The organism is Pseudomonas sp. NPDC086278, assembly GCF_050280905.1.
Classification (GTDB): domain Bacteria; phylum Pseudomonadota; class Gammaproteobacteria; order Pseudomonadales; family Pseudomonadaceae; genus Aquipseudomonas.
Genome location: NZ_JBNNWE010000003.1, coordinates 98,091 through 111,078, shown reverse-complemented (window position 1 = coordinate 111,078; position 12,988 = coordinate 98,091). Strand labels below are relative to the sequence as shown.

Sequence of the window (12,988 nt, the reverse complement as noted above, 5' to 3'; positions counted from 1 at the left end):
ACCAACGGTTCAAGGTGACAGTCTGGGTTCAGGGCGCGGTGCGAACACCCCGGCGCTTGCGGTTGAATTCAATCGCGTGTGGAGCAGGACGTCCTGTCGCTCCGGGGGGACGGATCGGGTTACAGCGCTTTGCTGACGGCGATGTCGCTGATGACGTCTTCACTCGAACCGTGAATGGCATCCAGCGCCGCTTTGGCTTCTTCTTCAGTGCCTTGTTCGAGTTGGGCAAATTCGAAGCGGCGTTCGCCGTTGAGTTTGTACTTGATGACGTACTTGGTCGTCTGGGCCACGGTCATACCTGCCTGTGTTCGTGTGTTGACGCTACTCAGCTCAGTTTCGTGCTGGAGCGGCGAATGATCTTGATCGAGTGAGTCAGTGTCGGTTTGCGGGTCACGCTGATCGGCCGGCGGTTGACCGTGTCGATGGTGATGTTCCAGAAACCGGTGCTCGGCGCAGTAATGCGGGCGGGGAATGTATCGAAGGCTCCGCCGTGGTAGGTGTGGCGGCCGCCATTTTTGAAGCTGCGGAAGTTGGCGTCGTTCATCAAGCGAATGTTGCACGTTTGCGAGCACTGGATGACGACGATGTCGTCTTCATTGAGGTGCTCGCGCTGGTGGATAAATTTCATGAGGCGCCTCCAGAAGGGCTTTTTCTACAAAATCAAAACGATAGCATGGGCGATTGGCGCAGTTTATCAGCCCGAACAGGTTATTATCCGGTCCTCGGGGCCCGGTTTGACAATTAAAAACAGTTAATCGGAATTCTATGAGCGATAAAAGCATCGAGCCTCGGAGAAAAACAGCCTTTACGCTGTCGGAGGGTCTTTATCGGAGGTTTTGTATGAAGTGGGGTGTGTGGGTGTTGCCGTTGGTATTGGCGGTCAGTGGTTGTGCGAATGTGTCTGAAATCAATGAGACCCTGCCGACCATGAACGTAATTTCAGGCAAGAAACCCCATGAGTATGCGCAATGCCTGGTCGAAAAACTGGCCGACAGCCGTGGCGCGTTGCAGTTGGAACCGCACAAAGACGGAATGCGGGTGATTGTTCCAGCGAAGTTCTCGTCAGCGCCCGCCGCCGTGTTCGACATCGAAGACCGCTCCGGTGGCAGCAGCATCAAGCTGCATGAGCGCATGTCCAATGTGCCGGTGCGGCCAAAGGACGTACAGAAAGCTGCCAACGCCTGCATTTCCGGCTGATAAACTGCCGGCCAACCCATCAATGCCGTCGAAGCAGCGCTTTGACGGCATTGTCATTTCTGGAGTGAGCATGAAGCGAGAGCAGGTACGGCAACGTCATGTAGAGGGTCAGATCTCTGCCACCCATGTGATTCAGAATCCGGCGAGCCCAGGCGAATGGATCGTATTTTTCAAGAAGAGCGCCGGGCGCAGTTATTTCCTGGTGGACGATAACGATGAAGTCGAATCTTTCGGTCACCTCGATGAACTGGTCGAAACCGTGCGGGGCCTGGGGATCAAATTCGCCGAAATTCACATGTAGGGCAGAGCGCCTTACTTGCAGACCACCACGACGCTGCGCGTCTTGAAGTTTCCGACATCGACGCCCAGGGTCTTGTCGCTTTCCTTGGATTGCGGCGTGCCGTCAGTGCCGACGATCCGGTAACCGGTGCCCGCGCACGACGCATCGGCTTTTTCATAGCAGGTTGCCCAGGAGTTCGCTTCCCCGGAGCAGTCGATGGTCAAGCCTTGCTCGCCGTTGTTGAGGTAAGTGGTTTCCGAAGTGGCGCAGCCGTTCAGGGCCAGGACTGCTAATAACGGCAAAAATCTATTCATGGTGTGGTCGTCGTCAGAATGATGGGGCTAAGCCTGTGACAGCACCGGCTTCAAAAGGTTATAGCGAATGGCCACTTCATTTTGCGTTATCACAAAAAAGCCCTGCGCCAGGGCAGGGCTTCGGTCGATTCGGCGGCGTCTCAGGATTTGTCCTTGCCGCGACGCTTGGGCCCCGCAGGCTGATCTTGCAACACCGATGCCACCTCGATAGCCAACGCTTCGGTAGGAAACGGCCCGGCGATATTTTCGCCGCTCGCGCTGTCCACCCACCATTGCCCATCCTTCGCCTGATTGATCAGGTACCCGTTGACGCTTTTTGCTGCCGACATCTATCTGCCTCTTTGGCTGGTTCAATTGCGCAATGATAGCGCCAAATGCCCCCGGACGGTGCTGATGGGCGTATGGTGGTTTCGGATAATTCGACGGTGCAGGTTCGACGATCTCTGCTATCTGTTAGTGGCGGTGAAAAGTTCTGCGCAGCTTCTTGCGGAACTATCGGCAAGAATATTTCTCTATGATGGCATCGGTTAGCCAGCGCGGGGCATTGTAAGGTGTGCGCCGCCTGATTAGACTGCGCCGAAACTCGTACACACAGCCCTTTCAAGGACTTATATGATCAAGAAATGCTTGTTCCCAGCAGCCGGTTACGGTACTCGCTTCCTGCCAGCGACTAAAGCCATGCCCAAAGAAATGCTGCCGGTGGTGAACAAGCCACTGATCCAGTACGGCGTCGAAGAAGCCTTGGACGCCGGGTTGACTGAAATCTCTATCGTTACCGGACGCGGCAAGCGCGCCCTGGAAGACCACTTCGACATCAGCTACGAGCTGGAAAACCAGATCAAGGGCACCGACAAAGAAAAATATCTGGTTGGTATCCGCAAACTGCTCGACAACTGCTCGTTCTCCTACACCCGTCAGACCGAAATGAAGGGCCTGGGCCATGCGATCCTGACCGGCCGTCCGCTCATCGGTGATGAACCGTTCGCCGTGGTACTGGCGGATGACTTGTGCGTCAACCTGGACGGCGACGGCGTTCTGACCCAGATGGTCAAGCTGTACAAACAGTTCCGCTGCTCGATCGTTGCGATTCAGGAAGTCGATCCGCAAGAAACTCACAAGTACGGTGTGATCGCTGGCGAAATGATCCGTGACGACATCTATCGCGTTCACAGCATGGTTGAAAAACCAAAGCCTGAAGATGCACCGTCGAACCTGGCGATCATCGGCCGTTACATCCTGACGCCGGACATCTTTGACCTGATCGAGCAAACCGAGCCGGGCAAAGGTGGTGAAATCCAGATCACCGACGCCCTGATGAAGCAAGCCCAGAACGGCTGTGTAATGGCCTACAAGTTCAAGGGCAAGCGTTTTGACTGCGGCGGAGCCGAAGGTTACATCGACGCGACCAACTTCTGCTTCGAGAACTTCTACAAGACTGGCAAGGCTTACTGATAGCGCCTGACCGACTTGTATCGAAAAGCCACCTTCGGGTGGCTTTTTCATTTTCCGGCCCCATATCGTCTGCAGCGCTTGCCCGGCAGATGGCTGCGGGTATGCTGGTTGCCTGCCGAGGAGAGATTGAAAATGGCCTACGATTTTGACCTTTATGTGATTGGCGCCGGTTCCGGCGGTGTGCGGGCTGCGCGATTTGCTGCCGGTTTTGGCGCAAAAGTGGCAGTGGCGGAGAGCCGCTATTTGGGCGGCACCTGTGTCAACGTCGGCTGCGTGCCGAAGAAATTGCTGGTCTACGGCGCGCACTTCGCTGACGACTTCGAGCAGTCTTCGGGGTTTGGCTGGACGCTGGGCGAAGCGGAGTTTGATTGGGCCACGCTGATCGCCAACAAGGATCGTGAGATCAATCGCCTGAACGGTATTTACCGCAACTTGCTGGTTAACAGCGGCGTGACCTTGCATGAAGGCCACGCCAGGATCGTCGACCCCAATACCGTCGAGATCAATGGCCAGCGACATACTGCGAAAAACATCTTGATCGCCACCGGCGGCTGGCCGCAGATCCCGGAGATTCCGGGACACGAGCATGCGATCAGCTCCAATCAGGCATTCTTCCTCAAAGAATTGCCCAAGCGTGTGCTGGTGGTGGGTGGCGGTTACATTGCGGTCGAGTTCGCCGGGATCTTCCACGGGCTTGGTGCCGACACCACGCTGTTGTATCGCGGTGATCTGTTCCTGCGTGGTTTTGACGGGGCGGTGCGCAGGCATTTGCAGGAAGAGCTGACCAAGCGTGGCATGAACCTGCAATTCAACGCCGACATCGAGCGCATTGAAAAACTGGCTGACGGCAGCCTGAAGGCCACCCTCAAGGATGGTCGTCAGCTGGAAGCGGATTGCGTGTTTTACGCCACCGGCCGGCGCCCGATGCTGGACAATCTCGGGCTGGAAAACACCGGCGTCACACTCGACAAAAAAGGTTTTGTCGAAGTTGACGAGCAGTATCAAACCCGCGAGCCGTCGATCCTGGCGCTTGGCGATGTGATCGGTCGCGTGCAGCTCACGCCGGTTGCGCTGGCAGAAGGCATGGCCGTGGCGCGGCGCCTGTTCAAACCGGAGCAATACCGTCCCGTGGATTACAAGATGATCCCGACCGCGGTATTCAGCTTGCCGAACATCGGCACGGTCGGTCTGACCGAAGAAGAGGCGCGCGAAGCCGGCAATGACGTGGTGATCTACGAAAGCCGTTTCCGCCCGATGAAGTTAACGTTGACCGACTGCCAGGAGCGCACGTTGATGAAACTGGTGGTGGACGCCAGGACCGACAAGGTGCTGGGTTGCCATATGGTCGGGCCGGATGCTGGCGAAATTGTGCAGGGCCTCGCCATCGCCTTGAAGGCGGGTGCTACCAAGCGCGATTTCGACGACACCATTGGTGTGCATCCGACGGCTGCCGAAGAGTTCGTTACGATGCGCTCGCCCGTCGCGGGTTAAGCGTCTTTGTCGACCTGTGATGCGTCTGGCGCGTTCGCAACAACCGCTGCCAGGCGCACACTTTCATCGAGGCTTGCCTGAGTCTTGAACAGTTCGACTTCCAGCGCTTTATTGATCTGCGATTGATCATCGATGCTTTGCTTGAGTGACTGACAATCCAGCAGCGCAACGCGCAGGCGTTCCTGGAGGAGGGTGCGTTCGCTGTCGATACGATTGACCTGCTCCAGCAGTTGGTCCTGTCGGCTATTAGTCTGCTTGAGTTGATCCTGCAGCAGGTTCAACTCTCTCAGCGTGCCGCGGTTTTCAGTAAGTAATCGCTCGTTGTCGCGGTGCAGTTGAGTGATCTCGTCTTGCCGCACCATCGCGCTTTGCTGCGCCTGGCGCAATTCCATTTGAACCTGCTGCACCTGGCTTTCGTGGCGGCTGTGTTCCTGCTCGCGTTGTTCTTTGACGGCGCTGCGGTAATGCTCCAGCGCTTCGCGCGCGTGCAGGTGCTTTTCTTCCAGAGAGCGGATCTGCTCGTCCTTGTCCTGCAAACGCAACTCGAAATCGGCCAGCGCCTGATTCAGGCCGGCGTTGCGGGTTTGCTCGGTCTGTAGCATCGAGCGGGTTTCTTGCAGCGCTTCAGATTCCTGAGTCAGTGCCAGGCTTTGAATTTCGTATTGCTTATGCAATTCAGTGTTGCCTGCGTGCGCCTCGGCCAATTGCACTTCCAGCGCTTTGCGCTGCTGATCGAACTGCTCGCGAGCGTTATCGATAGATTCTTGCGCTTTCTCCTTGAGGCGCTGCGCCAAGCGTGAAACCAAGCCTGCCAGCTCATCATCGATGGGTTCAGTCGGCGTCTCGGTGCGTTCATTGCCGTCGTCCAGCTCCTTCAGATAGCGATGAATCGTGGTTTTCGAACCGGTATTTCCCATTTCGATCCGTACAGCATCAATGCTGGGATTTTCGCCGCGGGCGAGAATCGCCAAACGTGCTGCTTGCACCACTGCCTTATTTACGCCGCCACGAGCCATGAGTTCTCCTACGATTTCGTACTGTGGTACATGCCACTATTGTACGCAGTGTACCATCAATATAATTAAGATATAAAACCTGAATTAATCACACGGGATATACTGGTATTACCCCGTGTGATAAGTCCTGCGGCAACTATTTGAACGCCAAACGGTACGTTTTAGAGAATTGAGCCGATGACCGAGCTGGATCGCTACCTGGAAGCCGCCACCCGCGACAACACCCGCCGCAGCTATCGTGCGGCCGTTGAGCATTTCGAAGTCAGTTGGGGAGGCTTCCTGCCGGCTACTGCCGACAACGTGGCCCGCTATCTGGTGGCCTATGCGGGTGAGTTGTCGATCAACACGCTGAAATTGCGCTTGTCGGCCTTGGCGCAGTGGCATAACAGCCAGGGGTTTCCCGACCCCACCAAGGCGCCCGTGGTGCGTAAGGTCTTCAAAGGCATACGGGCGCTTCACCCTGCGCAGGAGAAGCAGGCTGAGCCGTTGCAATTGCAGCATCTGGAGCAAGTGGTCGCCTGGCTTGAACAGGAAGCGCAGGTCGCCAAATCTCAAAACGATCAGCCGACACTCTTGCGTGCCCGGCGCGACATGGCGTTGATCCTCCTGGGGTTCTGGCGCGGTTTTCGTAGCGATGAGTTGTGCCGCGTACAGATCGAACATGTGCAAGCCAGCGCCGGTTCCGGCATCACCGTGTATCTGCCGCGCAGCAAGAGCGATCGGGAAAACCTTGGCAAAACCTACCAAACCCCGGCGTTGCAGCGCTTGTGCCCGGTGCAGGCCTACATTGCCTGGATAACCGAAGCGGCACTGGTTCGCGGGCCGGTGTTCCGAGGCATCGATCGTTGGGGGCATTTAAGCGAGGAGGGGTTGCACGCCAACAGTGTGATTGCGCTGCTGCGCGAGGCGCTGGAGCGCGCGGGCATCCCGGCCGAGCATTACACCAGCCACTCATTACGACGCGGTTTTGCCAGTTGGGCGCACCAGAGTGGTTGGGACTTGAAGTCACTGATGAGTTATGTGGGCTGGAAGGATATGAAGTCGGCCATGCGCTATGTTGAAGCCAGCCCGTTTCTCGGGATGGCGCGAGTCGTCGAAAAACCTGTACCGCTGTAGATCACGTTTTCTTCTATTAATACTGTCGGCTAATAGCGAAAACAAATCAGCAGCATGAGGTTTGCCAATGAGCCATCCGGGGATCGACTGGGTAGGATTCACCCCATCAACTTTTTAACCCCTGACGGAGAGTCATCGATGCCTATCATCAACAGCCAAGTTAAACCGTTCAAAGCGACCGCCTACAAAAATGGCGACTTCGTACAAGTGTCGGACGCTGACCTGAAAGGCAAGTGGTCTGTCGTTTTCTTCTACCCAGCAGACTTCACCTTCGTATGCCCGACCGAACTGGAAGACCTGGCTGACAACTACGCCGAGTTCAAGAAGCTGGGCGTCGAGATCTACAGCGTTTCTACCGATACCCACTTTGCCCACGCAGCCTGGCACAACACTTCGCCAGCCATCGGCAAAATCCAGTACACCATGATCGGCGACCCGACCCTGACCATCTCCCGCAACTTCGACGTGCTGATCGAAGAAGCCGGTCTGGCTGACCGTGGCACTTTCGTGATCAACCCGGAAGGTCAGATCAAAATCGTTGAACTGAACGATGGCGGTGTTGGCCGTGACGCTTCCGAGCTGCTGCGCAAGATCAAGGCTGCTCAGTACGTTGCTGCTCACCCGGGCGAAGTGTGCCCAGCCAAGTGGAAAGAAGGCGAGGCCACCCTGGCTCCATCGCTGGACCTGGTCGGCAAGATCTAAGTCTGTGAACGCACTGTCAGGGCGGGTTTTCCGCACCTAAGCAAGCTGCAACCGCCCTATAAAACGCCCGGGCGAGATTCGCTCGGGCGTTTTTTTTATGAATGTTCAAAAAGGAAATCGCCCGTATGTTGGACGCCAATCTTAAAGCCCAGTTGAAGTCGTACCTGGAACGGGTCACCCAACCGATCGAGATCGTCGCCTCCCTCGACGACGGTGCGAAATCCCAGGAAATGCTCGAATTGCTGAAAGACGTTGCCAGTCTTTCCGCCCAAATTACCTTGCTCGATAACGGTGACGATGCGCGCAAACCATCGTTCTCGATCAACCGTCCGGGTGCCGATATAAGCTTGCGTTTCGCCGGCATCCCGATGGGCCACGAATTCACTTCGTTAGTGCTGGCGTTGCTGCAAGTCGGCGGCCACCCTTCGAAGGCCAGTGCTGAAGTGATCGAACAGATTCGCTCACTCAAAGGCGAGTTCAGCTTCGAGACTTACTTCTCGCTGTCGTGCCAGAACTGCCCGGATGTCGTTCAGGCGCTAAACCTGATGGCCGTGCTCAATCCGAACGTCCACCACGTCGCCATCGACGGTGCGCTGTTCCAGGCCGAAGTTGATAAGCGCCAGATAATGGCCGTGCCAAGTGTTTACCTGAACGGCGAAGTCTTCGGTCAGGGCCGCATGGGCCTCGAAGAAATCCTCGCCAAAATCGACACCAGCGGCATCGAGCGTCAAGCCGAGAAGATCAGCGCCAAAGAAGCCTTTGACGTGCTGGTTGTCGGCGGTGGCCCGGCCGGCGCCGCGGCAGCAATTTACGCTGCCCGTAAAGGCATTCGCACTGGCGTGGCCGCTGAACGTTTCGGTGGACAGGTGCTCGACACCATGGCTATCGAAAACTTCATCTCCGTGCAGGAAACCGAAGGGCCGAAGCTGGCCAGCGCACTTGAAGAGCACGTCAAACAATACGACGTCGACATCATGAATCTGCAACGGGCGACTGCGCTGATTCCGGCGAAGAACCCAGGCGAGTTGCACGAAGTCCGCTTCGAAAGCGGCGCGACCCTGAAAACCAAGGCGCTGATCCTGGCGACCGGCGCCCGCTGGCGTGAAATGGGGGTGCCGGGCGAGCAGGAATACAAAGCCAAGGGCGTTTGTTTCTGCCCGCATTGCGATGGCCCGCTGTTCAAAGGCAAGCGCGTAGCGGTGATCGGCGGCGGTAACTCTGGCGTTGAGGCGGCGATTGATCTGGCGGGTATCGTCAGTCACGTCACGCTGCTGGAGTTCGACAGCAAACTGCGCGCCGATGCGGTGTTGCAGCGCAAGTTGTTCAGTCTGCCGAACGTGACTGTCATCACCAGCGCGCTGACCAGTGAAGTGAAGGGTGACGGCCAAAAGGTAAGCGGCCTGGTCTACAAGGATCGCGATTCGGGCGAGTTCAACACGATCAGCCTCGAAGGGATCTTTGTGCAGATCGGTCTGCTGCCCAACACCGATTGGCTCAAGGGCACCATCGAGTTGTCGCCGCGCGGCGAGATCATCGTCGATGCTCGCGGTGAAACCTCACTGCCGGGCATATTCGCAGCGGGTGACGTAACCACCGTGCCGTACAAGCAAATCGTGATTGCAGTGGGCGAGGGCGCCAAAGCTTCCCTCAGTGCCTTCGATCACTTGATCCGGAGCTCGGCCCCGGCTTAAGCAGCGCTTAAAACACAAAACCCCATGAGCGATCATGGGGTTTTTTGTGTCTTGCATTTTTTGGCTGGGGGAGCAAGTTCGCTCTCGCCAGGGGATTTGTGCAATGTCTTACATCGGTGCGGGTTGAATAATCTCGACCCAATACGCGTCCGGGTCCTTGATGAATGCCAGGCTTTTCATGCGGCCGTCGCTCAAGCGTTTCTGGAAATCGCAGCCCAAGGCTTCGAAGCGCTCGCACGCGGCACGAATGTCGGGCACGGAAATGCAGATATGGCCAAAACCGCGCGGGTCAGTATTGCCGTTGTGGTAGGCGAAGTCTGCGTCGTTCTCGGTGCCGTGATTGTGGGTCAGTTCGAGAATGCCGGGAATCGATTTCATCCATTCGGTGCGAGCGGCAGCGTCGGCCGGGATCTGATTTTTATCGACCAGCGCCAGAAAATACAGGCTGAACTCGGCTTCCGGGAAGTCGCGTTTTTCCACGAGGGAGAAGCCGAGGATGCGAGTGTAGAAATCCAGGGACTTGGTGATGTCCTTGACGCGCAGCATGGTGTGGTTGAACACGAATTTGTGGGTAGCGCTGTCAGGTTGGGCGGTTACGCCTGGGAAAGTATTCAATTCTTGCAGGCTCATGGGCCCTCCAGTCAATAAGTGGGGCTAACGAATGGCGACAATGATACGCAAGGGCTCTGACATCACCAAACCCAAACCGTCGGCTATTGCCTGACAGGCGGGCGGGCCTCAGACTTTACGGCTCAATTCGCGAGTGCTCATTGCAATGATCCGATTCTGTCAGTCGACCCTTATCCTGATTGGCCTGTTGTCAGGTATCGGCGCCGCTCAAGCGGATGCGCCCGTCATCGCCTGGCCCAACGGCTGGGAAGTCGAAACCATCCCGCTGGATGAGGCTAAACCGGACGTTTCGCGGCAGCGCGCGGTGAAAAACGATGATGGCGGCACGCCGGTGATGGTGATGGAGTTGACCGCGACTCCGGTAGACGCTGGTCACCAGGTGAATCTGCAAGGTGTCTTGCTCGAAATGCGCAAGTCAGTGCAGAAGGACTTCTTTCAAGGGGGCTATCAAACGGTCTGCAACAAAATCCATGCGAGCACCCTGAGTCATCTATCCGCGTTGGAAACTACCTGCACCATTACTCAGAACGGTCGACACGTGTTGTCGCAAACATTGGTCGCGGCGGTGGACGCTGATAAGGCTTATGTTCTTTCCTACGCTGGGCAGGCGCAGGCTTATAAGGAAAGTCAGGACGAAATAGAGGCTGCTCGTAACAGCCTGAAACTTTAGTTCAAGGTTTTGCCATTCGCGCTTTCCAGCGCTGTTCAAAATCTTTAGATACCCAAATGGATTAAGCAGAAAGTTAGTCGGCAAGTATCACGCACTGACGCCTTCTAATCGCTGCGATGAGCGGGCACTCATAAAAAAGCCCTGCATTGCAGGGCATTTTTTATCACCGCCGGTAGTTAGCCACGCAGCCAGGAATCAACGGTAGCGGCACCATATTGTTCCTTCCAGGCCTTCAGGCCGCGGTGATTGCCACCCTTGGTTTCAATCAGTTCACCGGTGTGTGGGTTGTGATAGACCTTGACCACCCGAGCGCGGCGGGTTTTGGGTGCCGAGGCTTGTTGCAGGCCGGATTTTGCCGGGTTCGGATCGAGAATGGCGATGATGTCACGCAGGCCTTTGCCATAGGTTTTCATCAGCCCCTGGAGCTTCTCTTCGAATTCGATTTCTTTCTTGAGCCCGGCGTCATTCTTCAGTGATTCCAGCTGCTTGAGCTGTTCTTGAAGGGCCTTTTCAGCTGCACGAAATTCAGCGAGTCTGGACAATATCTTTACTCCAATAGTGTGTTTGGCTGATACCAACCGCAAACAAAGCTATAAGCCAAGAGCCTTGAAGCGACTCGGTGATAGTGGCTCACCTGTCAATCTTGCACAGGCATGAAAAATTGTAGTAGTTAATCAGGCAAGAGTAAATGCCGTCTTTTTTCATGTAACCGCAGTAGTGTTTTGATTCAAATGGGTGCGCGGCCGCGTTGCCGGGTCGCTTAAAACCACTAGTTAATGATGACTTAATGCATTAAGGAACTCAGCTCCCGGCATCGGACGTCCGTAAAGATAACCTTGCAGGAAGTTCACACCGTGCGCGGTCAGATAGTCACTTTGCGCTTCAGTTTCCACCCCTTCGGCGACAATGCCCAGATCGAGCTTGGCCGAGAGCTCGATAATGGTGTCGAGGATGTGTCGGGAGAGGGCATCGCCCCCGATCATGGCGACAAAGCTCTGATCGATTTTCAGGAAGTCGACATTGAACTGGCGCAGATAACCAAGACTCGAGTGACCTGTACCGAAGTCATCGATTGCGATCATCACGCCCAATGCGTGCAATTGTTCGAATAGCTGCAGGGTGATCGCGGTCGGCTCGATGAGTTCACGCTCGGTCAGCTCCAGCACCAGATTGATCGCGCCCGGCGCAAACGCCTCAAGAAAGTCCCGGCAGTCTTTGACCAGTTCAAGGTCTTTGCAGTGTCTGGCGGTGATGTTGATGCCGATGTGAAACGGTCCGTCGAACGAGGAGGCAATCGGCGACAACAACTGGGCGGTCTGCTGCATCAGCGAGCGGGTCATCGGCACGATCAATCCGGAGTGCTCGGCAAACGGGATGAACAGGTCCGGACGCACCAAGCCTTCCTTCGGATGATTCCAGCGCATCAACACTTCGGCGCCGGACCATTTTTTATTGGCGCCATGCACCACAGGTTGAAAATACGGAACGAACTCCCGCGCCTCCAGCGCCCGCTGCATTTCATGGCTGGGTGATGACGAGCGTTTTTGCAGGATGTGCCCGATGGTGCCCGATACCATCGCGAAAAAGATCAGCAAACTGAACAGCGGCGGGTACTCGCTGCTCATGTACCGCCAGGTTTCACCCTTGGGGAAACCGGCGGCGACCGTGAAAGCATGATGGGTGGAGGCCAGTCTGGTTTCAGCCACCGGCAAGTCGGGCAGAGCGCCTTCGTGAACCTTGCCGTCGGCGGACAACCAGTTGGGCCCCACTTGCAGCAGCAACAAAGTCTTGCGACCTATCAAGCGCAATACGTTACTCAGGTGATAACCATCGAGGGTCGTCAGCGCACCCTTTTCCCCCTCACTGAGCCGGTACACCAGCAACGCAGTATTGGGCGTCACCGGGTTGCCGTTCATTAGCCACAACTGGCCTTTGGTGTAGTCGCCAGGATTGACTTTCTCCTGATAGTCACCGAACAAAGAACTGCAATAGAGGGTGTTGTCCCACACCAGATTGGTCGAACGCACGAAGGGTCGGCGCGTCACCTGTTCGCGCAACGCCAGCTTGACGTCATCGCACGGCTGGCCAGCCAGTGGCAGCAATTCGCGTGCGGCCAGGGCAGTGTTGTCGAGCATCAGTTCGAATTGGTGCACGGCTTCTTCGGCGGTCAGTTTGGTGCTTTGTTTGAGCGTTCGTTCGGCCTGCATATAAAGGATGACAGCACCCAACAACAGCGGGACCAACCCGCACAGAAGGGTCACGGCAATCCGTTGGGTTCGTTTGTGACGACTTCTGGCGTTCAGTGGCATTCTCGAACCTGTGTCGAAAAGTAGGGCTATCAATGCGGGCAGGTCGATGACGCACCACCCAAAAAGAGTTCGGGTATCGGCCATGATAGTTGGCTGTTGGCGCCTATGCCGCTCAACGGT

16 protein-coding genes are annotated in these 12,988 nt (G+C 56.3%); 8 read left to right on the top strand and 8 right to left on the bottom strand.

What is annotated here, in order from left to right; translation table 11 throughout:
- Positions 1 to 119: 119 nt before the first annotated feature.
- Positions 120 to 290 (bottom strand): hypothetical protein, encoded by a 171-nt coding sequence (locus tag ACQKP4_RS02095; RefSeq protein ID WP_427630004.1) that lies wholly within the window; start codon positions 288 to 290, stop codon positions 120 to 122.
- 35 nt (positions 291 to 325) lie between these two features.
- A complete protein-coding gene (locus ACQKP4_RS02090) occupies positions 326 to 628 on the bottom strand; it encodes a DUF1883 domain-containing protein (RefSeq protein WP_007946189.1) in 303 nt (100 codons plus the stop codon).
- A 212-nt stretch (positions 629 to 840) separates the two neighbouring features.
- On the opposite strand from ACQKP4_RS02090, the gene ACQKP4_RS02085 reads away from it, so the two are divergent.
- Together ACQKP4_RS02085 and ACQKP4_RS02080 are read left to right on the top strand one after the other, a co-directional pair.
- Entirely contained in the window at positions 841 to 1,197 is a 357-nt protein-coding gene (locus tag ACQKP4_RS02085; RefSeq protein ID WP_427629947.1) for a hypothetical protein, read from the top strand.
- Between the two features lie 70 nt (positions 1,198 to 1,267).
- Complete coding sequence (locus ACQKP4_RS02080; RefSeq protein WP_427629945.1) at positions 1,268 to 1,498, top strand: hypothetical protein; 231 nt, start codon at positions 1,268 to 1,270, stop codon at positions 1,496 to 1,498.
- A gap of 11 nt (positions 1,499 to 1,509) precedes the next feature.
- Here ACQKP4_RS02080 and ACQKP4_RS02075 read toward each other — a convergent pair whose 3' ends face one another.
- Together ACQKP4_RS02075 and ACQKP4_RS02070 are read right to left on the bottom strand one after the other, a co-directional pair.
- Positions 1,510 to 1,791: a hypothetical protein gene (locus tag ACQKP4_RS02075; protein WP_427629943.1), complete on the bottom strand. Its 282-nt coding sequence runs from the start codon at positions 1,789 to 1,791 to the stop codon at positions 1,510 to 1,512.
- Positions 1,792 to 1,931: 140 nt separating this feature from the next.
- Positions 1,932 to 2,120 carry a hypothetical protein gene (locus ACQKP4_RS02070; RefSeq protein WP_427629941.1) on the bottom strand — a complete coding sequence of 63 codons (189 nt, stop codon included), beginning with the start codon at positions 2,118 to 2,120 and terminating at the stop codon, positions 1,932 to 1,934.
- A gap of 283 nt (positions 2,121 to 2,403) precedes the next feature.
- Between ACQKP4_RS02070 and galU the strand changes: the two genes are divergently transcribed.
- Positions 2,404 to 3,243 (top strand): UTP--glucose-1-phosphate uridylyltransferase GalU, encoded by an 840-nt coding sequence (gene galU / locus ACQKP4_RS02065; protein ID WP_064678069.1) that lies wholly within the window; start codon positions 2,404 to 2,406, stop codon positions 3,241 to 3,243.
- Between the two features lie 132 nt (positions 3,244 to 3,375).
- Positions 3,376 to 4,734, top strand: coding sequence for a glutathione-disulfide reductase (gorA, locus tag ACQKP4_RS02060; RefSeq protein ID WP_427629939.1), 1,359 nt, complete (start codon positions 3,376 to 3,378; stop codon positions 4,732 to 4,734).
- On the opposite strand, the gene ACQKP4_RS02055 is transcribed toward gorA, so the two are convergent.
- Complete coding sequence (locus tag ACQKP4_RS02055; RefSeq protein WP_427629937.1) at positions 4,731 to 5,750, bottom strand: DNA-binding protein; 1,020 nt, start codon at positions 5,748 to 5,750, stop codon at positions 4,731 to 4,733. The genes gorA and ACQKP4_RS02055 overlap by 4 nt on opposite strands.
- Positions 5,751 to 5,927: 177 nt before the next feature.
- Between ACQKP4_RS02055 and ACQKP4_RS02050 the strand changes: the two genes are divergently transcribed.
- From ACQKP4_RS02050 to ahpF, 3 genes are all read left to right on the top strand, one after another.
- A complete protein-coding gene (locus ACQKP4_RS02050; protein ID WP_427629935.1) occupies positions 5,928 to 6,866 on the top strand; it encodes a site-specific integrase in 939 nt (312 codons plus the stop codon).
- 138 nt (positions 6,867 to 7,004) lie between these two features.
- Positions 7,005 to 7,568: an alkyl hydroperoxide reductase subunit C gene (gene ahpC / locus ACQKP4_RS02045; RefSeq protein ID WP_427629933.1), complete on the top strand. Its 564-nt coding sequence runs from the start codon at positions 7,005 to 7,007 to the stop codon at positions 7,566 to 7,568.
- Positions 7,569 to 7,693: 125 nt separating this feature from the next.
- Positions 7,694 to 9,259 carry an alkyl hydroperoxide reductase subunit F gene (ahpF, locus tag ACQKP4_RS02040; RefSeq protein WP_427629931.1) on the top strand — a complete coding sequence of 522 codons (1,566 nt, stop codon included), beginning with the start codon at positions 7,694 to 7,696 and terminating at the stop codon, positions 9,257 to 9,259.
- Positions 9,260 to 9,367: 108 nt separating this feature from the next.
- Here the strand turns inward: ahpF and gloA are convergent, their stop codons facing one another.
- Positions 9,368 to 9,889 (bottom strand): lactoylglutathione lyase, encoded by a 522-nt coding sequence (gene gloA, locus ACQKP4_RS02035; RefSeq protein WP_427629929.1) that lies wholly within the window; start codon positions 9,887 to 9,889, stop codon positions 9,368 to 9,370.
- Positions 9,890 to 10,034: 145 nt separating this feature from the next.
- Between gloA and ACQKP4_RS02030 the strand changes: the two genes are divergently transcribed.
- Entirely contained in the window at positions 10,035 to 10,559 is a 525-nt protein-coding gene (locus tag ACQKP4_RS02030; RefSeq protein ID WP_427629927.1) for a DUF4946 domain-containing protein, read from the top strand.
- A gap of 176 nt (positions 10,560 to 10,735) precedes the next feature.
- Here the strand turns inward: ACQKP4_RS02030 and ACQKP4_RS02025 are convergent, their stop codons facing one another.
- Positions 10,736 to 11,101: a histone-like nucleoid-structuring protein, MvaT/MvaU family gene (locus tag ACQKP4_RS02025; RefSeq protein ID WP_427629925.1), complete on the bottom strand. Its 366-nt coding sequence runs from the start codon at positions 11,099 to 11,101 to the stop codon at positions 10,736 to 10,738.
- A gap of 231 nt (positions 11,102 to 11,332) precedes the next feature.
- Complete coding sequence (locus ACQKP4_RS02020; RefSeq protein WP_427629923.1) at positions 11,333 to 12,868, bottom strand: EAL domain-containing protein; 1,536 nt, start codon at positions 12,866 to 12,868, stop codon at positions 11,333 to 11,335.
- Positions 12,869 to 12,988 lie beyond the last annotated feature (120 nt).

Bases quoted from the DNA above. Each gene is read 5' to 3' on its own strand.
- ACQKP4_RS02070 (WP_427629941.1), bottom strand. From the start codon at position 2,120: ATGTCGGCAGCAAAAAGCGTCAACGGGTACCTGATCAATCAGGCGAAG.
- ACQKP4_RS02055 (WP_427629937.1), bottom strand. From the start codon at position 5,750: ATGGCTCGTGGCGGCGTAAATAAGGCAGTGGTGCAAGCAGCACGTTTG.
- ACQKP4_RS02080 (WP_427629945.1), top strand. From the start codon at position 1,268: ATGAAGCGAGAGCAGGTACGGCAACGTCATGTAGAGGGTCAGATCTCT.
- gloA (WP_427629929.1), bottom strand. From the start codon at position 9,889: ATGAGCCTGCAAGAATTGAATACTTTCCCAGGCGTAACCGCCCAACCT.
- ACQKP4_RS02020 (WP_427629923.1), bottom strand. From the start codon at position 12,868: ATGCCACTGAACGCCAGAAGTCGTCACAAACGAACCCAACGGATTGCC.
- ACQKP4_RS02030 (WP_427629927.1), top strand. From the start codon at position 10,035: ATGATCCGATTCTGTCAGTCGACCCTTATCCTGATTGGCCTGTTGTCA.
- ACQKP4_RS02075 (WP_427629943.1), bottom strand. From the start codon at position 1,791: ATGAATAGATTTTTGCCGTTATTAGCAGTCCTGGCCCTGAACGGCTGC.
- galU (WP_064678069.1), top strand. From the start codon at position 2,404: ATGATCAAGAAATGCTTGTTCCCAGCAGCCGGTTACGGTACTCGCTTC.
- ahpC (WP_427629933.1), top strand. From the start codon at position 7,005: ATGCCTATCATCAACAGCCAAGTTAAACCGTTCAAAGCGACCGCCTAC.
- ACQKP4_RS02090 (WP_007946189.1), bottom strand. From the start codon at position 628: ATGAAATTTATCCACCAGCGCGAGCACCTCAATGAAGACGACATCGTC.
- ACQKP4_RS02050 (WP_427629935.1), top strand. From the start codon at position 5,928: ATGACCGAGCTGGATCGCTACCTGGAAGCCGCCACCCGCGACAACACC.
- ACQKP4_RS02085 (WP_427629947.1), top strand. From the start codon at position 841: ATGAAGTGGGGTGTGTGGGTGTTGCCGTTGGTATTGGCGGTCAGTGGT.
- ahpF (WP_427629931.1), top strand. From the start codon at position 7,694: ATGTTGGACGCCAATCTTAAAGCCCAGTTGAAGTCGTACCTGGAACGG.
- gorA (WP_427629939.1), top strand. From the start codon at position 3,376: ATGGCCTACGATTTTGACCTTTATGTGATTGGCGCCGGTTCCGGCGGT.